Here is a 17,090-nt window from a genome sequence, read left to right as displayed (position 1 = left end):
ACCCGCACTCGAGAAGGACTCATGACGGAAACCCTGCCGCCGGCTCCGGAAAGCGACCGGATCGAACCGGTCGACATCCAGCAGGAGATGCAGCGCTCGTACATCGACTACGCGATGAGCGTCATCGTGTCGCGTGCGCTGCCGGACGTGCGTGACGGCCTCAAGCCGGTCGCCCGCCGCATCCTGTACTCGATGTTCGACTCCGGCTTCCGGCCGGACCGCGGGTACAACAAGTGCTCCCGCGTCGTCGGCGACGTCATGGGCAACTACCACCCGCACGGCGACTCGGCGATCTACGACGCGCTCGTGCGGCTCGCCCAGCCGTGGTCGCTGCGCTACCCGCTGATCGACGGACAGGGCAACTTCGGCTCGTCGGGCAACGACCCCGCGGCCGCCATGCGGTACACGGAGTCCCGGCTCGCGCCGCTGGCCATGCAGATGCTGGCCGACATCGAAGAAGACACCGTCGACTTCCGCGACAACTACGACGGCCGCACGCAGGAGCCCGACGTCCTGCCGTCGCGGTTCCCGAACCTGCTGGTCAACGGCGGTTCCGGGATCGCGGTCGGGATGGCGACCAACATCCCGCCGCACAACCTGCGCGAGGTTTCCGACGGCGTCGTCTGGGCGCTCGAGAACCCCGAAGCGGACGACGACGAGCTGCTGGCCGCGCTGCTGGTGCGGATCAAGGGCCCGGACTTCCCGACCAAGGCGATGATCCTCGGCACGTCCGGCATCGAGGACGCCTACCGCACCGGCCGCGGCTCGATCCGGATGCGCGCGGTCGTCGAGGTCGAAGAGGACGCGAAGGGCCGCACGATCCTGGTCGTGTCCGAGCTGCCGTACCAGGTCAACCCGGACAACCTGGTCGAGAACATCGCGAACCTGGTCCGCGACGGCAAGCTCACCGGCATCTCCGACATCGCCGACGAGTCCAACAGCCGCTCCGGCATGCGGATCGTCGTCACGATCAAGCGGGACGCCGTCGCGAAGGTCGTGCTGAACAACCTGTTCAAGCACACCCAGCTGCAGCAGAACTTCGGCGTCAACATGCTGGCCCTGGTCGACGGCGTGCCCCGCACGCTGCGGATCGACCAGATCATCCGGCACTACGTGAAGCACCAGGTCGAGGTCATCGTCCGGCGGACCCGCTTCCGCCTGAAGAAGGCCGAGGAGCGGGCCCACATCCTGCGTGGGTACGTCAAGGCGCTCGACGCGCTCGACGAGGTCATCGCGCTGATCCGGCGGTCGCCGTCCGCCGACGAAGCGCGGCCGGCCCTGATGGAGCTGCTGGACGTCGACGAGATCCAGGCGACCGCGATCCTCGACATGCAGCTGCGGCGCCTCGCCGCCCTGGAGCGTCAGCGGATCATCGACCAGCTGGCCGAGATCGAGCTGGAGATCGCCGACCTCAAGGACATCCTCGAGAAGCCGGAGCGCCAGCGCGCGATCATCCGCGACGAGCTGATGGCGATCGTCGAGAAGTACGGCGACGACCGCCGCACGAAGATCATCGGCTTCAGTGGCGACGTCACCGACGAAGAGCTCATCGCCGTCGAGGACGTCGTCGTCACCATCACCCGCACGGGGTACGCCAAGCGAACGAAAACCGACCTGTACCGCTCGCAGAAGCGCGGCGGCAAGGGCGTGCAGGGCGCGACGCTGAAGCAGGACGACATCGTCCAGCACTTCTTCGTCTGCTCGACGCACGACTGGATGCTGTTCTTCACGAACAAGGGCCGTGTCTACCGGACCAAGGCGTACGAGCTGCCCGAGGCCAACCGCAACGCGCGCGGCCAGCACGTGGCGAACCTCATGGCGTTCCAGCCGGACGAGCAGATCGCCCAGGTCATCCAGATCAAGAACTACGAGGTCGCGCCGTACCTGGTGCTCGCCACCAAGCGCGGCCTGGTCAAGAAGACCAAGCTCACCGACTTCGACTCGAACCGCTCCGGCGGCCTCATCGCCATCAACCTGCGCGAGGGCGACGAGCTGGTCGGCGCGGTGCTGGCCTCGGCCGAGGACGACCTGCTCCTGGTGTCGGCCGAAGGCCAGTCGATCCGCTTCCACGCGACCGACGAGGCGCTGCGGCCGATGGGCCGCCCGACGTCCGGCGTGCTCGGCATGCGGTTCAACGACGGTGACGAGCTGCTCGGCATCAGCGTGGTCAAGGAGGACAAGTTCCTGCTGGTCGCGACCGACGGCGGCTACTCCAAGCGCACCCCGATCGAGGACTACCCGGTCCAGGGCCGCGGCGGCAAGGGCGTGCTCACCATTCAGCACGACCGGAAACGTGGCAGGCTGGTGGGTGCACTCATCGTCGACGCCGAGGACGAGCTCTACGCGATCACCTCGAGCGGCGGCGTGATCCGCACGCCGGCGGTCGACGTGCGCAAGGCAGGGCGGCAGACGAAGGGGGTCCGGCTGATGAATCTCGGCGAAGGCACCACTCTTCTCGCCGTCGCACGCAACGCGGACGAGCCCTCGGACGTCGCCAATGGTGACACCCCCGAGGATGCCCCGGCTCCGGAAGCACCTGACGCGGGTGAGGAAACGACGGCCACGCCGGAGCAGTGATGGTTGCTCTCCGACGACGGCCCCACGGCACGGGTAAGGACTGACTCTTCGTGACACCAACCGAGAATCCCGAGGCAGCGGGTTCGAACGGGACTCCGGCGAGCCCGCCCTGGCAGCGGGTCGGCAAGGACGGCGACTCCGAGGCAACGGTGAAGCTGGCCACGGACGAGGCGCTCTTCAAACCCGAGCCGGCGACCGACGAGACGCAGCCGGTCTCCGCTGAGCAACGCACAGTGGTGACCGGCAGCGCGGCCCCCCGCCTCTTCGGCGACGCCCCACCCAGCGCCGAGCCATCCGCGGCGGCCGTCCCGGCGGCGTCGTCCCAGCGAGCCCGGCCCAGCGCGCTACGGCGCCCGGGCCGCGGCCCGCGCCGGGCATCGCTGCAGGTCAAGCGCTTCGACCCGTGGTCGGTCCTGAAGCTGTCCCTGGTACTGGGCGTCGCGATGTTCTTCGTCTGGCTGGTGGCGGTGGGCGTCCTGTACACGGTCCTCGACGGCATGGGCGTCTGGGACAAGCTGAACGGAACGTACTCGTCCCTGGTGGGCGGCGAAGGCGCCAACGCCTCCTCGGAACCCCTGATCAGCGCGGGCCGGGTGTTCGGCATCGCAGCCATCCTCGGCGCGATCAACATCGTCCTGGTCTCAGCCCTGGCCACGGTCAGCGCGTTCATCTACAACGTGTCAGCCGACCTCGCGGGCGGCCTCGAAGTCACCCTGTCGGAACGGGAGTAACCCGGTTGCAGGGCCCCCTCGGGGGTCCTGTAAAGTTCTCCTCGTTCAAGGGCCTATAGCTCAGGCGGTTAGAGCGCTTCGCTGATAACGAAGAGGTCCCAGGTTCAAGTCCTGGTAGGCCCACGCAGAACAAGCCCGATTCACCACTTTGGTGAGTCGGGCTTTCTGCTGTCTGCTGGACTATCGGTCTTCACCAGGACGAGCCGGCGACGCGTCAAGGAGCGAACGCCCAGGCCACCATCAGCGGGAACTCCGCTTGCCAGAACGCACCGCCGTGAGAGCCGATTCGTTCCTTCATGACGACTTCCGCGCCGGCGTTGCGCAGCGCGTCGGCCCAGCGGGTCGCGTTGGCGAGGAACCACGGCTCGCTCGTGCCGCCGACGAGATACGTGCGCGGGAGCGGCTTCGGTAGCACTGCCGGCGGTTGGTACCCGCCGCCCGGTGATGCGCACAAGATGGCGCCGTAGCTCTCGGGATGGCGAAGTCCGATGGCGAGTGCGAGCTCTGCGCCGGCCGAGACGCCGAACACCGCGGTTCGCTCGACGGGTACCGCGATGCCGAACCGCGTTCGTGCCCATCGAGGTACGTCTTCTACGAAGAACTTCTCGTGTGCGGCGAACCGTTCCGGGTCGAAAACGAAGTCGGCCGTGCTTTCGCCCGGTGAGTACTCGTGGATTCGCTTTGTCTCGTCGTCGAGGCGGTGTGCGGCGACGATCATCGTGGGCAGCGAACCGGCCTCCTCGAGAACGCGCCCCCACGAGGCGATCGACGGACCGTCGCCGGCGAACACGACGGCCTGGGGTGGATCCGCCGGAACGTACGCTGTGACCTGCCGGCCACCGTCGTAGTCGAGCATCTCGGTGACGAGACGTCCCGCCGATGGGGTCATTCCGACGGCGTCAGCAGGACGATCGGGATCTCCCGTTCCGTCTTCTCCGCGTATTCGTCGTACAGCGGGAAGATCTCGGCCATCTTCGTCCACAGCGGACCGCGCTCGGCTGCTGTGGCCACCCGGGCCTGGGCTGTCAAACGGCGGGTTCCCACCTGGACTCCCACGCTCGGGTTCGCCTCGAGGTTCTTGAACCACGCCGGGTGTTCGTCGGCGCCGGCTTTAGATGCCACGACCACGAAGTCCTCGCCGGAGGTTCCGTAGATCAGGCACGTGCGGCGCGGGACTCCGGTCTTGCGGCCGGTCGTGGCCAAGATCAGCGTGTACACGCCGTTCGACTCGTGGCCTTCCGTGCCGCCCGAGTTCAAGTACGTGCGGGTTTGTTCGGCGACCCAGTCCCACTGCGAATCGGTGGCGCGGTCGAGGTCATCGGCGACAGCCATCGTGGCGTCCTCTCCTCAGTAATGGGGTTCAGGCGATCTTCTCGGCCAGCGCGATGATGATGCCCTCGGGGCCGCGGACGTAGACCAGCTGGTGGCTGTCGCCGTACGTCACGCGGTCGCCCATGATCTCGGCTCCGTGGGTGCGCAGGCGGGAGAGGACCTCCTCCGTGTCGTCGACGGCGAACATGATGCGGCGGAAGCCGAACGCGTTGACCGGTGCGTTCCGCGCCGCGGGGGTGGGGGACGCCGGGCTGTGGAACTTCATCAGTTCGAGCCTGCAGTGGCCGTCCGGGGTCCGCACGACCGCCAAATCACAGTGGACGCCTTCGAGGGCGACCAGGCGGTCCACGTCCGGTCCCTCGACCGTCGCCTTTCCTTCGAGCTCCAGGCCGAGGTCGAGGAAGAACTCGATGACCGCCGCCATGTCCTCGACGACGAGGCCGATGTTGTCCATCCGCTGGATTGCCACGATTTGCTCCCCTGGTCGCGCGGCCCTCGTGGCCGCTCGTGCTCCAGGGACGGAGCCGGCGCCACGTTCTCGACACGTAACCACAAAAACAGGTCAGCCCTGCCGGGAAGAGAATGTACCGGCAGGGCTGAGCGGTCACGGTCGATGCGCGCCACGGTCGCCTCTCGGCGATGAGGCGCTTCGCGGCTCCAGCCGGACGGAACTCCGCGAAGGCAGTGGTTGAGGCCCGGGGGACACGGTGGGCACACCGACCAGTAGGTACAACGAGACACCCCGCCCCCGTATTTCCCTCCACGTGTGACGTGCGTTACCCGCGCGATCAAGGTTCCACGTGGAACCACCGCCCCCGACGGCGGCCGGCGCCGGTGCAGTAACATCGCGGGGTAAGGGAAGCAAGCTGAGAAGGGGGCTTCGGTGAAGAAGCTGCTGGCACTCGCGGTCATCGCGGGCGGCGTCCTGTTCGTCGTGAAGCGCAACAAGGCAGCCAAGGCGGAAGCCGACCTCTGGCGTGAGGCGACCGCGCCGGTCCCCTCGAACAACGGCACCACTCCGGCCAAGCCGGCGGGTGCGTCCCACAACTGAGTTTCGGCGGGCGTCAGCCCGCACCCGGGGCTGTAGCTCAATTGGTAGAGCACCGCCTTTGCAAGGCGGGGGTCAGGGGTTCGATTCCCCTCAGCTCCACCCCGAAATCCCGGCGTAGCCTGGCCTGGTGGCATGGCCGATGAAACGCGTCGACCTCGGTGAGGTCGACTACCACCAAGCCCTCGCCGACATGCGGATCTGGGTCGAAGAACGGCAGCAGGGCCTCGCCGAGGATCGGCTCTTCCTCCTCAGCCACCCGCCGATCGTCACCTACGGGGCGCGCACCAAGCCCGAAGACCTGCCGGTCGACCTTCCCGCCGTCCAAGTCGATCGCGGTGGGTTCGCCACCTATCACGGGCCCGGGCAGCTCGTCGGCTACCTCGTCGTCGACGTCAAGGCGCGCGGGCCCGTCGACATCGTGCGGTGGCTCGAAACCGGGCTCGTCGACGCGCTGACGAGGCTCGGCTTTCCCGCCGTCAGAAGGGAAACGCCAACGGGGCACTCCAGCCTCGCCGGCGTCTGGACGCCCGACCACCGCAAGGTCGCCTCGATCGGGATGCGGATCCGCGGCGGCGTCACGAGCCACGGCTTCGCGCTCAACGTCGACCCGGACATGGCCGCCTTCCACCACTTCACCGTCTGCGGCCTCGCCGACGTCACCATGGTGTCCCTCGCCGAGCTCGCCGCCGAGCAGGGACGAGGGACACCGACCGACGCCGAAGTGCGCGACGCCGTCTTCGAAAGCCTTACTTCAGGAAGCTGATCACCGCGTCCCGGCCCGCGTGCCCGCGCTCGCGGTTCTGGATCGAGTGCGACTCGCCCGGCACGATCACCAGCTTGCCCCGCGGTGCCTGTGCCGCTTCCTCCTTCGCCCACTCCAACGGCGTCGACAGGTCTCGGTCGCCGTTCAGCAGCAGCACCGGGACGTTCGGCAGCCGAGACGCCGGGTTCGAGCCGACGCGCTCCACCGGCCACGGCAGGCAGCCTTGGATGAAACCTTGCTGCGTAGCCACTTCCGTCGTGTACGGCCAAGTCGCGGAGGCCGGCAGAGCGCGCGCGGTCAACGACAGCAACGGCTGGCGCAAACCGACCGGCGTCGACGACGTTCCCCACGGGAAGCGCTGGTCCGCGCACAGCGTCGCCGCGTGCAGGCCCGAGCTGAACGACGCGGGGTCGTCGCCGCCCGACTTGTACGCCTCCAGCAGCTGGTCCAGCTGCGCCGGCGATCCCGCGCGAGCCGCGTGCAGCGCTCCGATGACGTCGCCCGCGGATGGGTTGCGGTACGTCGGGTCGACGAACTCGTACGTGACGATCAGGTCGAAGATCTTCACGCCGTCGGCCGTGCCGCGCTGTCGCACCACTGCCGCGAGGTCGTCCGCCGGGTCGTAGCCGCAGGCCGGGGCCACCACGCACGCCGCGCGCAGGACGCGGGCCTCGGCGGTCAGGCCGGTCAGGTAGAGGGATGCCGACGCCGTCGCGTGGTGCGGCAGCACCGAGTCCAGCACGACCTTGCCGACGTTGCCCGGGTGCGCGATCGCGTACCGCGCCGCCGTGAACGAGCCGTACGAGACGCCGTCGACCACCATCTTCGGCACGCCCAGTGCCTGCCGGAGCTGGTCGAAGTCCTCGACGGTCTGGTCGGTCGAGTACAGCGGGGCCGTGTCGCCGAGGATGCGCGCGCACTCGGTGACCGCGTCGCGGGTCGGCGTCGCGATGTCCGAGCTGCCCATCTGCGCCTGCAGTCCCGGGCAGTTCAGCGCGCCGGCGCCGGTTCCGCGCTGGTCGAGCATGACGAACCGGTAGTCCTTGGCCACCTCCGGCAGCCGTTGCGTGGCGATCCGCGTGATGGTGCCGACGCCGCCCTGCCCGGGCCCGCCGGTCAGGAACAGCAGCACGCCCTTCGGCGCGGTCACGTTGTCCGCGGTCGCGACCGGCAGGGCGAGCGTGCCCGGATGGCGGCCGGTGTGGTCGAACGGCACGGTCAGCGTCGAGCAGGTGAAGCCCGGTTGTCCCGGGCACGGATGCGGGTCCGTCAGCTTCGGTCGTCCCCCAGGACGCGCGTCGGCCGCGGCCACACCCCCGAGTGCGGCAGTCAGCGCCAGGACCAGCCCGGCGGTCAGCAGTTTCGAACGCATGATCCATCATCGCCACACTCACCCGGGCGCCGCATACCCCCGAACGGCCATACTTGCCCGCATGACGACAGCGCGGCTGCGAGCCTGGTGGGCCCACCGGCAGGGCCTCGGCGGCACCCTCCGCGGCGCGTCGGCGGCCGAAGTCCTCGAACGGACCGGCTGGGCCCGTTCGGTCGGCGGTTCCGCGCCCTACCTCGGCCTCTTCGCCCGCGCCGGCCTGCGTCGCGAGGCGGTGGACGCCGACGTCGCCCGGCTCGCCGTCCACGAACTCCCGTCGGCGCGGGGCTGCACGTACGTCCTGCCCGAGGCCGATTTCGCGCTCGGACTGGCCGTCGGCGCGGGTGCGCCCGAAGGGGAGCTCGCGGCCGCGGAGAAGCACCTCGGTGTGACGCGCATCGAGATCGACAAGCTCTGCGAAGTCGTCCTCGGCGTCCTCGGAACCGAGCCGATCGACCCGGCGAAGCTGCGGGCCGCGGCGGGTGACGCCGTCCGCAGCCTCGGCGACGCAGGCAAGAAGCGTGGCGTCAGCACGACCTTGCCGCTCGCGCTCGGCCTGCTCCAGGCGCGCGGCGACATCCGGCGGGTGCCGGTCAACGGGCGGCTCGACCAGCAGCGGTACGGCTACGTCCGGTGGGAGCCCCGCCCCGCACCGTCCGATGTGGACGCCGAGCTGGCCCGGCGGTACTTCGCCTGGGCCGCGCCGGCGTCGCTCAAGCACTTCCGCTGGTTCTCCGGACGGACCGTGGCGGCGACGGCCAGCCGTCTTACGCGCTCGTCGCCGGGATCGACGGCATCCACCTGCTGCACCGCGACCTGCCGCGCCTGCTCGATCCGGCCGACGCGCAACGGCCCGCTCCCGGCGGGAAGGCGACGCTCGGCGCCGAAGCGGATCCGCCGTGCCACCTGATCGTCGACCGCGGCCGGATCGCCGGGCTGTGGGAGTTCGACGTCGACGCCGGGAAGATCGTCTACCGGTTCTTCGGCGAAGAAGACGACGCACTGCGCGACGCGGTCGCCGCGACCGAGGAGTTCGTCCGCGACGACCTCGGCGACGTCCGCAGCTTCAGCCTCGACTCGCCGAAGTCCCGGGCGCCGCGCCTGGCCGCGCTCAGGGCTTGACGCAGGAGATCTTCCCCCGCACCGGACCCGTGGGGTTCGCTTCACCTGCCGTGTTCGGCGCGTTGTCACGGCGGTTGCCGTCGGAGTTCGTGACGCACAGGCGGCCGTCCGGGAGCAGCACCGGACTGGTCGGGAACTCCAGCGGACCGGCGTTGCGCAGCTTCGACGTCGCGTCGGCCGGGTTGCGGAAGTACTCGACGACGCGGCCGTCGCGGCGGGCCAGCACGATCGCGTTGCGCTCGTTCGCCGCCGTCCAGACGTTGCCCGCGCGGTCGAGGACGATCCCGTCGGCCCCTTCGAGGTACGGGTGCTGCACCTCGAGGTCGTCCAGGCAGAGCGTGTCCGCCGGGAACGCGATGTCGCAGCCGGTCGACGCGCGCGGGTGGCCGGTGCGGTCCATCGGCACGCGCCAGAGCGCGCCGCGTGCCGTGTCCGCCACCAGCAGCGTGCCGTCCGCGGTGAACGCCAGGCCGTTGGCGACGATGTGCTGCGAGCCCGCGGTGTCCGCCGCGGTCCTTCCGTTCGGCGTGATGGTGACCGTGCCGGGCGGCAGGCCGCGCACGTCCCGGCCGATCCCGCCGGTGATGACGTCGCTGACCATGGGCTGCACGCGGAACTGTTCGAGCGCGACGCCGTCCGCGCCCGCTCGCCAGACCCGGCCCTGGCCGGTCCCGCCGTCGGAGATCCAGAGTGCGCCCGACCGGTCGAACGCGAGGCCGTTCGCGCCCGGGACGCCGCTCGTGAACACCGTCGCCGCCGGTGGGTTCGCCGCGTCCGGCACGAACGACACCACGGTCTCGCCGTTCGCGACGTACAGGCGGCCGCGGCGGTCGAACGTGAGCCCGGCGGGGTTGCACGGCGCCGGGATCGTGCCGACGACCGCGGCTGGACCGCCGGCCGCCGCGACGCGGTAGACCGGGCAGGGGTCGGCGCCGCGGGCCGGCGCGTAGAGGTTGCCGCGGCCGTCGGTGGTCAGGCCTTCGATCCCGAGCGGGGACGCGAACACCGTCTCGAAGACAGCGGGGTGCCGCGACGGCGAGGTTTCACCGGCCGAAGCGCCGGACAACAATCCCGCGGACAGCACGGCGGTGACGGTGAGGACGACGGTTCGGCGCATGCGGGCCTCCGTTTTGTCGGATTTCCTGCCTACTGCGTCGCGCCGGGCCCGTCAAGGCCAGAGACGCTCGCGGACCCAGCCGCCGTCGGACTTCCGGTACCGCAGCCGCACGTGCCTGCGGTCGTGGCTCGCCTGCCAGAACTCGACCTCGTCCGGGTCGACGAGGTACCGCGTCCACGTTTCCGGGGCCGTGTCCGGGTTTTCCGAGACCCAGCGCTCCGCGTCCGCGGCTGCCGCGTCGAGGTCCGCCGGGTCGTGCAGCACCTGGGACTGGTGCCCGATGAACGCCTCGACGCGCGAGGCGGGCGGCCGGGCCAGGAAGTCCGCCGCGGACACCTCGGGCGCCGCGGGGGACACCGGGCCGCGCAGCCGGACCTGACGGCCTCGCCCGGGCCAGAAAAACGTCAGCGCCGCACGGGGATCCTTTCGCAGCTGCAGCCCCTTCGGGCTTTCCGAGCTGGTGGCGACCGCCCAGCCGGCCGGGCCGACGTCCTTGAGGATCACCACCCGCGCGTCCGGCGCGCCGTCGGAATCCACTGTGGACAGTGTGACGGCGTGCGGTGCCAGCACGTGCTCACCGGCTTCGGTCAGCCACTCGACGAAGAGCGTCTGCGGGTCGGCAGCCGCTGTTTCCGGCGTGAACACGGGAAGTTCTTCGGGGAACGAGGGCCAGCCGCGCAACCGCACCATGTCAGTAACCGTACGGCGGCTGTCCCGGCGGCGGGTAGACGGGCGGCTGCGGGCCGGCCTGCCCGGCGTACGGCGGGGGCGGCACCGGCGGCGCGGCCATGGGCGGCTGCTGCTGCCAGCCGGGCGGCGGCGGAACCTGCGGCTGCGGCGGCTGTTGCTGTGCCTGCTGCCACTGCACCTGCTGGTAAGCCTCGGCGGGCGGCGGGAAGCAGAACGTCAGCTTGGCCCGGATCGCGCCGTGCATCGCGGCGCCCCACATCTTCCCGCCGGTGAACGCGTACGTCTGCCCGGCCGTGAGGTCCACGGCGACCATCCGCGTCTCGCCGCCGAACTGGTTGCTCGTCTTCGCCGACGCGGCCTGCGCGGCGTCCGGGTACACCTGCCGGCCGACGAGCCCGGCGATGACGACCGACGCCGCGGTCCAGCCCATGGTGCCGACCAGGTTCGCGCGCGCGTACTGCGTGGCGCGGCCGGTGAAGTCGTACAGCGCGGCCGCGCTGACCTCGGGCACGGGCGCGGCGATGACGCAGTAGTTCATCATCGAGAGCATCACCGACTCGGCGAACAGGCCGGCCACCGCCGTCGCCGGGCCGATCGGCACGGAGCCGAGGTTGCCGCCGGAGCGCTGGATGCGCTCGGCCACCACGCCGAGGTACTGCTCGGGGGTAAGCAAGCCGGGACCTCCCTCACTGAGGACGCCATCGTCGCACGACCGGCGGTCACGTCGAGTTCAGCCAGCGGTTTTCACACACGCTTCATGGTTGACTGTGCGCGCTATGCGACGACTCGTACTTCTCGCGCCCGCCGTGGTGCTGCTGGCCGGCTGCGGCCCCTCCCTCGTGTCCGGTACCGCGACCCCCAGCCCGCCGTCGGCGTCCACCGGCGCCGCCGCGGGTTCGGAGCTGCCGCCGGATCCCCAGCCGGCCGCGACCGAGGACTGCCCGTACCTCGCCAGTGAGTTCGTGGCCGACTCGAACGGGCAGCACGTCTCGAAGGTGCGGGTGTCGGCGGACAAGCCGCATCCGGCGTGCTTCTTCTACCGCCCGGACGGGAAGATCCAGCTCACCGTCCGGGTGTACGTCGGGGACGCGAAGACGGCGACGGCGCTGGTCAACAAGGTGGCGCCGGTCGACTCGTCGAACCCGGCGAGCGACCCGACCGGCTGGAAGGGCGGGTACGAGTCGACCGACGACGGGGCCGTCTACGCGGTCGCGAAGGGGACCGCGGCGGTCATCGCGACCACTAACCAAAAGCAGAGCGTCAAAGCACGCACAGTGGTCAAGAAGGCTATCGCTGCCCTGAAGCTCTAGGTAGCGGGCTCCACACGGGTGAGTGATGTTGATCTTGTATTACCCTGTGCGTCACGCGCAGGCTTCGTGGACTCGCGCACCGCAGCCATCGGGGGATCCCCACCCCCGGGGGACGGGCACAAAATCTGCAACGACAAAGGACTAGATCGTGGCTGACACCCTCAAGGAAATCCTGCTCGACTCCGGCCGTCGCCCGGCCGTCGTGACCGACTTCGAGACCCTCGTCGACGCCGAGGTCTCCGACAAGGGCGGCGTCTCGGGTGCCGTCGTCAAGACCGGCTTCGCCGCGGTCAAGAAGATCAAGCCGGGCATCATCCCCTCGGCCGTCGACACGCTGCTGCCGGACTTCGTGGGCGCGCTCGAGCCGTTCTACGGCGACTACCGGGCCCAGGGCGGCAACGACTTCGGTGCCTACCTGTCCAGCCGCTCGGACGAGGCTTCCGACGCGCTGCTGAGCGTCACCGACTCGCGCGCGGAGCGCAGCAGCCGTGACAGCATCAAGAAGGTCTACGGCAAGCTGCGCCCGAACGGCAAGAAGAACGTCGAAGAGGCGCTGCCCCGCCTCGGCGCGCTGGTCGACAAGCACGCCGCCAACGCCTGATCCGGCTCAAGGCACGACTGAAGAGGCCCCCGGTGCACGCCGGGGGCCTCTTCGCGTCGCGCTCAGTTCTTCTTCTCGGCGGGCGCCGGGGACGGCGCCTTGCCGTTCGCCTGCGGGCTCGGCTTCGCCGCTTCGGCGGGCTTCGGCGCGGGCGGGGTGGCCTTCGGCGGCGCGGGCGCGACCGGGGGCTCCTGCTTCGAGCGGAGGACGTAGGCGGCACCGGCGCCGACCACGACCAGGCCGAGCAGCCACGGCCAGCGACGACGGCTGCGCGTCCCCTTGGCTGCGGCCTTCGCCTCGACCAAGGCAGCGGCGAAGTCCTTCTTCGCGGACTTGAAGTCCTTCTTGCCGCGGCGCTTCGACTCACCGGCCGCCTTCGCGGCCTTGATGGCGGCCTTCTTCGCCTTGCGACCCGGCTTGCGCAGCTCGGAAAGCCGGGCGAGGGCTTCCTGGCGAGCGGCCTTCGAGCTCTTCTTGAGCTCCTTGCGGGTGAGCTCGGTCTTCTTCGCGAGCTGCTTCTGCGCGCGCCGGCCGTGCTTGACGCCCTCGGAGACGAGTTTGTCGGCGGTCTCGGCGGCCTGGGCTGTCGCCCGGGACATGGACTTCACCTCATCATTCGTTTTGACACTGCTCTGTTACCCGTAACCTATCGTGCCCCTTTTCGCCGCCGCCCGCTGCTGATGGCACGATGAGACTCGTGAAAGCTACGCTGCACACCAACCAGGGTGACATCAACCTGAACCTGCTCCCCGACCACGCGCCGAAGACGGTCGCGAACTTCGTCGGGCTGGCGGAAGGCACCAAGGAGTACACCCAGCCGAACGCGGCGGGCACGAACTCCGGCCCCTTCTACGACGGTTCGATCTTCCACCGGGTCATCGACGGCTTCATGCTGCAGGGCGGCGACCCGACCGGCACCGGCCGCGGCGGCCCCGGCTACAAGTTCGGCGACGAGTTCCACCCGGAGCTGCAGTTCAGCAAGCCGTACCTGCTGGCCATGGCGAACGCCGGGCCCGGCACGAACGGCTCGCAGTTCTTCATCACCGTCGCGCCGACCACCCACCTGAACTTCCGGCACACGATCTTCGGTGAGGTGGCCGACCAGGAGTCGCGCAACGTCGTCGACGCGATCGGCCGCACCTCGACCGGGCCGGCGGACCGTCCGCTGTCCGACGTCGTCATCGAGAAGGTCACGATCGACCACGAGGGCTGAGCCGGTCAGGTTTCGGTAGGTTGGTTCTCATCGTGAGCCAACCGCCGAACCCCGCCGCCGAACCACAAGCCGCCCTCCCCGGGTGCTGGTGGCACCCGAACCGCCCGACCGGGCTGAGCTGCTCCCGGTGCGGGCGTCCGGCGTGCCCGGATTGCCTGCGCGAAGCCCCCGTCGGCTTCCAGTGCACCGACTGCGTGCACAGCGGCAGCCAGCAGCAACGCCGTCAGCACCGGGGCTACCAGGAAGCCGGGTTCGGCCAGCGCACCGTCTTCGGTGCGCGGCTGTCCCAGTCGGTGCTCGTCACCCAGGCCATCCTCGCGGTGAACGTCCTGGTCTTCCTGATCACGGTCGTCCAGTCGGGCAGCCTGAACGACAACGAACTGGCATCGGTCTTCCAGCACGCCAGCCTCTACGGCGACGCGACCCTCGGCCACAGCGAGTGGTGGCGCGTCCTGACCAACGGGTTCCTGCACTACGGACCCATCCACATCGCGGTCAACATGTTCTCGCTGTGGATGATGGGCCGGTCGCTGGAGCAGGTCTGCGGCCGTAGCCGCTACCTCGCGCTCTACTTCGTCTCGATGCTCGGCGCGTCGGCGGCTGTGCTGCTGTTCGGCAACCCCGGCGAGTTCCCCGGGACGGCCGGCGCGTCCGGGGCGCTGTTCGGCCTGATGGGCGCCTACGCGGTCACCGTGCTGAAGCTGCGCCTGAACCCCACCGGCCTGATCATCACGCTCGCGCTGAACGCCTTCATCACGTTCGGCATCCCGGGCATCTCGATCTACGGGCACATCGGCGGGCTCGTGACCGGGGCCCTGCTCACCGTCGCGCTGCTCTACGCGCCGCAGGTCAACCAGGCGCGCTACCAGGCGATCGGCATCGGGATCATCGCCGTCGCGCTCATCGGCCTGATGATCTACAAGGGCTCGCAGTTCCCGCCGGAGACCTGCCAGTTCGTCCAGTACCGCCAGGGCCTGTACTACACCTGCGGCGGCTAGCTCCGCGCCCGGAGCGTGCTGAGCACGTCCATGACGTCGCGAGGGTCTTCGCCCAGGTCGAGCCACCCGAAGACGTAGAGCTGGTCGTCGTGCTCGATCTCGAGCGTGACGCCGTCGCGGCCCAGCCGGCGGGTGGTGCGCAGCCGCGTGCGAGTCTGCGCCCAGGGCAGCCGGTGCGTGCCGCCGAGGGTCCGGGCGACCAGGCCCTCGGTGTCGGCGGCCAGCCGGGGCCGGACGAGCGTCGAATGGGCGGCGAACGCGCCGGCGGCCACCGTGGCGACGGCGAACAGCACCAGGCCGCCGCGGTCGCCGGTCAGCGCGTCGGCCACCACGCCGACGAGCAGCAGCGCGGTGACCGCCCATGCCGATACCACAAGGGCCTGCCGCGGCGCCCACGAGGTGGGGTAGTTATCCACAGGGGTTATCCACACTGGGGATGAGTCACACCGGTGTAATTCGGCGTCAAGCCGCCATTCGGAGTAATAATCAGCGCCAGCGCATAGTCATGAGGAGACCCGCGATCATCAGCGCGAACCCGCCGGCGAAGTTCCAGTTGCCCAGGTCGGCCATCCAGGAGATCTTGTCCCCGGCGATGTAGTTCACCAGCAGCCAGATCAGGCCCACGAGCATCAGCCCGAACATCGGGATCTTCCAGGCGAGACCGGTGGGACCGGCTGCCCGCACCTTCACCGGCGTGCGCCGGTCGGCAGGCGGGGTGTAAGCCGTCTTCTTGCGGACCTTGGACTTGGGCATCTGTTCCTCGCGGTGCTGTTCGGGCTGGTCGGTGGCGATGACCCGCTCGGGGTGCGCAACCAGCGCCACGTGCACACGTTAACGTAAACGACCGCAGGAAAGCAGCGGCCGGGAGTGGTCGGATTTCCCGTACCGTGACGTCGGGGTCACCAAGTGTCGGACGCGGCTTGAGAGGAGCTTGCGTGACTACGCGCGAAGAACCGGATGACGACCGGCGCAGACACCCCGGGCAACGTCCGGTACCCCAGCGCCGTCCCGCCACGCCCCCGCGCGGCCAGGTGCCGCCCCGCCAGCCCCAGGGACAGCCGCCCCGGCGCCCTCAGCAGGGGCCCCCGCCGGCCCGCCGCCGCTACACCAGCCCCACTCCGCCGCCGGGTTCGGCCGAGGAGACGGTCGTGTTCGCGCCGGTCGGCAAGGGGGGCACCGCGACCGCGGAGAAGCCGCCGCCCGCGCCGCTGGGCAAGGGTGGCGTCGCGATCCGGACGGCCGGCGAAATCCTCATCACGCTGGGCCTGGTCGTGCTGCTGTTCATGGTCTACGAGCTGTACGTGACCGACCTGTTCTCGGCGGGCAAGCAGTCCGAGGCGAGCGACCAGCTCGACGGCGACTGGGCGCACGACCGCACGCTGCACCCCGAGCTGATCGACGGCAAGGCGTTCGCCCGGATCCACATCCCGGAGTTCGGCGTCGACTACAACTTCACGATCCAGGAGGGCACCGACGACGCCTCCCTGGAGGTCGGGCCCGGCCACTACAAGGGCACGTCGCTGCCTGGCGAGCCCGGCAACTTCGCCGTCGCCGGCCACCGCGTCGGCAAGGGCGCCCCGTTCAACGACCTGGACAACCTCTCCTCTTGTGACCAGATCGTGATCGAGACTTCGACCGACTTCTACATCTACAAGGTCCTGCCCTACGACGACGAGATCGAGAACTGGGCCGGCGGCAAGGGTGCCGACCCGAAGTGCAAGGGCGTCTCGACCCTCCGCGACCCGAACGCCGAAGACGGCGGCGCGTACGACGAGACGTTTGGCCGCAAGGTCGTGCTGCCCAGCCAGGGCACCGCGGTGAACCCGGTCCCGTACAAGGGCGCCGACACGCTGCCGAAGGCCCAGCAGGCCGCGCTGCTCACGCTCACCACGTGCCACCCGCAGTTCTCCGCCCAGCAGCGGCTCATCATCACGTCGGTGCTCACCCAGCAGGTGCCGAAGAACCAGGTCAAGGACTACGGCGACCTGCTCTCGAAGATCGGGGAGGCCTGATGTACGGGTGGCTCTGGCGGAAGTTCCCCGGCCCGTTCGCGGTCAAGCTGACGATCGCGGTGGTCCTGGCCCTCGGCGTCGTGGCGCTGCTGATGTTCGTGGTGTTCCCGTGGCTGGAGCCGCGCCTGTGGTTCAACGAGGTCGCGGTCAACTGAGCCGGAACCCGCCGGGCGCGCGGTCCGTTTCCCCTCTCGGGAGAGGGGC

At 69.8% G+C, this 17,090-nt stretch carries 21 protein-coding genes and 2 tRNA genes; 13 read left to right on the top strand and 10 right to left on the bottom strand.

Annotation, left to right across the window (positions count from 1 at the left end; translation table 11 throughout):
- Positions 1-21 precede the first annotated feature (21 nt).
- The 3 genes from gyrA to ACZ7OU_RS06240 all read left to right on the top strand — a co-directional run bounded on the left by gyrA (position 22) and on the right by ACZ7OU_RS06240 (position 3,431).
- Entirely contained in the window at positions 22-2,577 is a 2,556-nt protein-coding gene (gene gyrA, locus ACZ7OU_RS06250) for a DNA gyrase subunit A (protein WP_470254415.1), read from the top strand.
- A gap of 50 nt (positions 2,578-2,627) precedes the next feature.
- On the top strand, positions 2,628-3,308 hold the full coding sequence (locus ACZ7OU_RS06245) for a DUF3566 domain-containing protein (RefSeq protein ID WP_470254414.1): 681 nt from the start codon (positions 2,628-2,630) through the stop codon (positions 3,306-3,308).
- 49 nt (positions 3,309-3,357) lie between these two features.
- A tRNA-Ile gene (locus tag ACZ7OU_RS06240) sits at positions 3,358-3,431 on the top strand.
- A 91-nt stretch (positions 3,432-3,522) separates the two neighbouring features.
- On the opposite strand, the gene ACZ7OU_RS06235 is transcribed toward ACZ7OU_RS06240, so the two are convergent.
- The 3 genes from ACZ7OU_RS06235 to ACZ7OU_RS06225 are packed head-to-tail and all read right to left on the bottom strand — an operon-like array spanning position 3,523 to position 5,109.
- A complete protein-coding gene (locus ACZ7OU_RS06235) occupies positions 3,523-4,164 on the bottom strand; it encodes an alpha/beta hydrolase (protein WP_470254413.1) in 642 nt (213 codons plus the stop codon).
- A 29-nt stretch (positions 4,165-4,193) separates the two neighbouring features.
- On the bottom strand, positions 4,194-4,640 hold the full coding sequence (locus ACZ7OU_RS06230; protein WP_470254412.1) for a nitroreductase family deazaflavin-dependent oxidoreductase: 447 nt from the start codon (positions 4,638-4,640) through the stop codon (positions 4,194-4,196).
- Positions 4,641-4,668: 28 nt separating this feature from the next.
- Positions 4,669-5,109: a VOC family protein gene (locus ACZ7OU_RS06225; RefSeq protein ID WP_470254411.1), complete on the bottom strand. Its 441-nt coding sequence runs from the start codon at positions 5,107-5,109 to the stop codon at positions 4,669-4,671.
- A gap of 414 nt (positions 5,110-5,523) precedes the next feature.
- Between ACZ7OU_RS06225 and ACZ7OU_RS06220 the strand changes: the two genes are divergently transcribed.
- From ACZ7OU_RS06220 to lipB, 3 genes are all read left to right on the top strand, one after another.
- A complete protein-coding gene (locus ACZ7OU_RS06220) occupies positions 5,524-5,691 on the top strand; it encodes a DLW-39 family protein (RefSeq protein WP_086679331.1) in 168 nt (55 codons plus the stop codon).
- 26 nt (positions 5,692-5,717) lie between these two features.
- Positions 5,718-5,790, top strand: a tRNA-Ala gene (locus ACZ7OU_RS06215).
- Positions 5,791-5,818: 28 nt separating this feature from the next.
- Complete coding sequence (lipB, locus tag ACZ7OU_RS06210) at positions 5,819-6,454, top strand: lipoyl(octanoyl) transferase LipB (protein WP_470254410.1); 636 nt, start codon at positions 5,819-5,821, stop codon at positions 6,452-6,454.
- Here lipB and ACZ7OU_RS06205 read toward each other — a convergent pair.
- Positions 6,438-7,826: an alpha/beta fold hydrolase gene (locus tag ACZ7OU_RS06205; RefSeq protein ID WP_470254409.1), complete on the bottom strand. Its 1,389-nt coding sequence runs from the start codon at positions 7,824-7,826 to the stop codon at positions 6,438-6,440. The two genes, lipB and ACZ7OU_RS06205, sit on opposite strands and share 17 nt — an antisense overlap.
- A gap of 61 nt (positions 7,827-7,887) precedes the next feature.
- Here ACZ7OU_RS06205 and ACZ7OU_RS06200 point away from each other — a divergent pair, with 61 nt between their 5' ends.
- Entirely contained in the window at positions 7,888-8,733 is an 846-nt protein-coding gene (locus ACZ7OU_RS06200; RefSeq protein WP_470254408.1) for a DNA glycosylase AlkZ-like family protein, read from the top strand.
- A gap of 201 nt (positions 8,734-8,934) precedes the next feature.
- On the opposite strand, the gene ACZ7OU_RS06195 is transcribed toward ACZ7OU_RS06200, so the two are convergent.
- The 3 genes from ACZ7OU_RS06195 to ACZ7OU_RS06185 are packed head-to-tail and all read right to left on the bottom strand — an operon-like array spanning position 8,935 to position 11,425.
- Complete coding sequence (locus ACZ7OU_RS06195; protein WP_470254407.1) at positions 8,935-10,062, bottom strand: SMP-30/gluconolactonase/LRE family protein; 1,128 nt, start codon at positions 10,060-10,062, stop codon at positions 8,935-8,937.
- A 51-nt stretch (positions 10,063-10,113) separates the two neighbouring features.
- Entirely contained in the window at positions 10,114-10,752 is a 639-nt protein-coding gene (locus tag ACZ7OU_RS06190) for a pyridoxine/pyridoxamine 5'-phosphate oxidase (RefSeq protein ID WP_470254406.1), read from the bottom strand.
- A gap of 1 nt (position 10,753) precedes the next feature.
- The gene (locus ACZ7OU_RS06185; RefSeq protein ID WP_470240087.1) at positions 10,754-11,425 is read right to left on the bottom strand and encodes a hypothetical protein; all 672 of its coding nucleotides are present in this window, start codon (positions 11,423-11,425) and stop codon (positions 10,754-10,756) included.
- A 103-nt stretch (positions 11,426-11,528) separates the two neighbouring features.
- On the opposite strand from ACZ7OU_RS06185, the gene ACZ7OU_RS06180 reads away from it, so the two are divergent.
- Together ACZ7OU_RS06180 and ACZ7OU_RS06175 are read left to right on the top strand one after the other, a co-directional pair.
- Positions 11,529-12,062, top strand: coding sequence for a DUF2020 domain-containing protein (locus ACZ7OU_RS06180; protein WP_470254405.1), 534 nt, complete (start codon positions 11,529-11,531; stop codon positions 12,060-12,062).
- 148 nt (positions 12,063-12,210) lie between these two features.
- Positions 12,211-12,663 (top strand): DUF6918 family protein, encoded by a 453-nt coding sequence (locus ACZ7OU_RS06175; protein ID WP_470254404.1) that lies wholly within the window; start codon positions 12,211-12,213, stop codon positions 12,661-12,663.
- Positions 12,664-12,725: 62 nt separating this feature from the next.
- Here ACZ7OU_RS06175 and ACZ7OU_RS06170 read toward each other — a convergent pair whose 3' ends face one another.
- Complete coding sequence (locus ACZ7OU_RS06170) at positions 12,726-13,262, bottom strand: hypothetical protein (RefSeq protein WP_470240084.1); 537 nt, start codon at positions 13,260-13,262, stop codon at positions 12,726-12,728.
- Positions 13,263-13,351: 89 nt separating this feature from the next.
- Here ACZ7OU_RS06170 and ACZ7OU_RS06165 point away from each other — a divergent pair, with 89 nt between their 5' ends.
- Together ACZ7OU_RS06165 and ACZ7OU_RS06160 are read left to right on the top strand one after the other, a co-directional pair.
- Complete coding sequence (locus tag ACZ7OU_RS06165; protein ID WP_470240083.1) at positions 13,352-13,876, top strand: peptidylprolyl isomerase; 525 nt, start codon at positions 13,352-13,354, stop codon at positions 13,874-13,876.
- Positions 13,877-13,908: 32 nt separating this feature from the next.
- Entirely contained in the window at positions 13,909-14,874 is a 966-nt protein-coding gene (locus ACZ7OU_RS06160; RefSeq protein ID WP_470240082.1) for a rhomboid family intramembrane serine protease, read from the top strand.
- Here ACZ7OU_RS06160 and ACZ7OU_RS06155 read toward each other — a convergent pair.
- Positions 14,871-15,248 (bottom strand): PH domain-containing protein, encoded by a 378-nt coding sequence (locus tag ACZ7OU_RS06155; RefSeq protein ID WP_470240784.1) that lies wholly within the window; start codon positions 15,246-15,248, stop codon positions 14,871-14,873. The genes ACZ7OU_RS06160 and ACZ7OU_RS06155 overlap by 4 nt on opposite strands.
- A 112-nt stretch (positions 15,249-15,360) precedes the next feature.
- Entirely contained in the window at positions 15,361-15,627 is a 267-nt protein-coding gene (crgA, locus tag ACZ7OU_RS06150; RefSeq protein WP_155548322.1) for a cell division protein CrgA, read from the bottom strand.
- Between the two features lie 182 nt (positions 15,628-15,809).
- On the opposite strand from crgA, the gene ACZ7OU_RS06145 reads away from it, so the two are divergent.
- Together ACZ7OU_RS06145 and ACZ7OU_RS06140 are read left to right on the top strand one after the other, a co-directional pair.
- The gene (locus tag ACZ7OU_RS06145) at positions 15,810-16,886 is read left to right on the top strand and encodes a class E sortase (RefSeq protein ID WP_470240081.1); all 1,077 of its coding nucleotides are present in this window, start codon (positions 15,810-15,812) and stop codon (positions 16,884-16,886) included.
- On the top strand, positions 16,886-17,041 hold the full coding sequence (locus ACZ7OU_RS06140) for a hypothetical protein (RefSeq protein ID WP_284743404.1): 156 nt from the start codon (positions 16,886-16,888) through the stop codon (positions 17,039-17,041). The genes ACZ7OU_RS06145 and ACZ7OU_RS06140 overlap by 1 nt, the downstream gene beginning before the upstream one ends.
- The last annotated feature ends 49 nt before the right edge of the window (positions 17,042-17,090 follow it).

The organism is Amycolatopsis sp. NPDC114505, assembly GCF_055633615.1.
The sequence above is the reverse complement of the archived record's forward strand: the minus strand, read 5'-3'. Positions and strand labels throughout refer to the sequence as shown.

Excerpts from the sequence above, each read along its gene's own strand:
- gyrA (WP_470254415.1), top strand. The coding sequence starts at position 22 with ATGACGGAAACCCTGCCGCCGGCTCCGGAAAGCGACCGGATCGAACCG.
- ACZ7OU_RS06235 (WP_470254413.1), bottom strand. The coding sequence starts at position 4,164 with ATGCTCGACTACGACGGTGGCCGGCAGGTCACAGCGTACGTTCCGGCG.
- ACZ7OU_RS06230 (WP_470254412.1), bottom strand. The coding sequence starts at position 4,640 with ATGGCTGTCGCCGATGACCTCGACCGCGCCACCGATTCGCAGTGGGAC.
- ACZ7OU_RS06205 (WP_470254409.1), bottom strand. The coding sequence starts at position 7,826 with ATGCGTTCGAAACTGCTGACCGCCGGGCTGGTCCTGGCGCTGACTGCC.
- ACZ7OU_RS06200 (WP_470254408.1), top strand. The coding sequence starts at position 7,888 with ATGACGACAGCGCGGCTGCGAGCCTGGTGGGCCCACCGGCAGGGCCTC.
- ACZ7OU_RS06195 (WP_470254407.1), bottom strand. The coding sequence starts at position 10,062 with ATGCGCCGAACCGTCGTCCTCACCGTCACCGCCGTGCTGTCCGCGGGA.
- ACZ7OU_RS06190 (WP_470254406.1), bottom strand. The coding sequence starts at position 10,752 with ATGGTGCGGTTGCGCGGCTGGCCCTCGTTCCCCGAAGAACTTCCCGTG.
- ACZ7OU_RS06180 (WP_470254405.1), top strand. The coding sequence starts at position 11,529 with ATGCGACGACTCGTACTTCTCGCGCCCGCCGTGGTGCTGCTGGCCGGC.
- ACZ7OU_RS06170 (WP_470240084.1), bottom strand. The coding sequence starts at position 13,262 with ATGTCCCGGGCGACAGCCCAGGCCGCCGAGACCGCCGACAAACTCGTC.
- ACZ7OU_RS06165 (WP_470240083.1), top strand. The coding sequence starts at position 13,352 with ATGAGACTCGTGAAAGCTACGCTGCACACCAACCAGGGTGACATCAAC.
- crgA (WP_155548322.1), bottom strand. The coding sequence starts at position 15,627 with ATGCCCAAGTCCAAGGTCCGCAAGAAGACGGCTTACACCCCGCCTGCC.
- ACZ7OU_RS06140 (WP_284743404.1), top strand. The coding sequence starts at position 16,886 with ATGTACGGGTGGCTCTGGCGGAAGTTCCCCGGCCCGTTCGCGGTCAAG.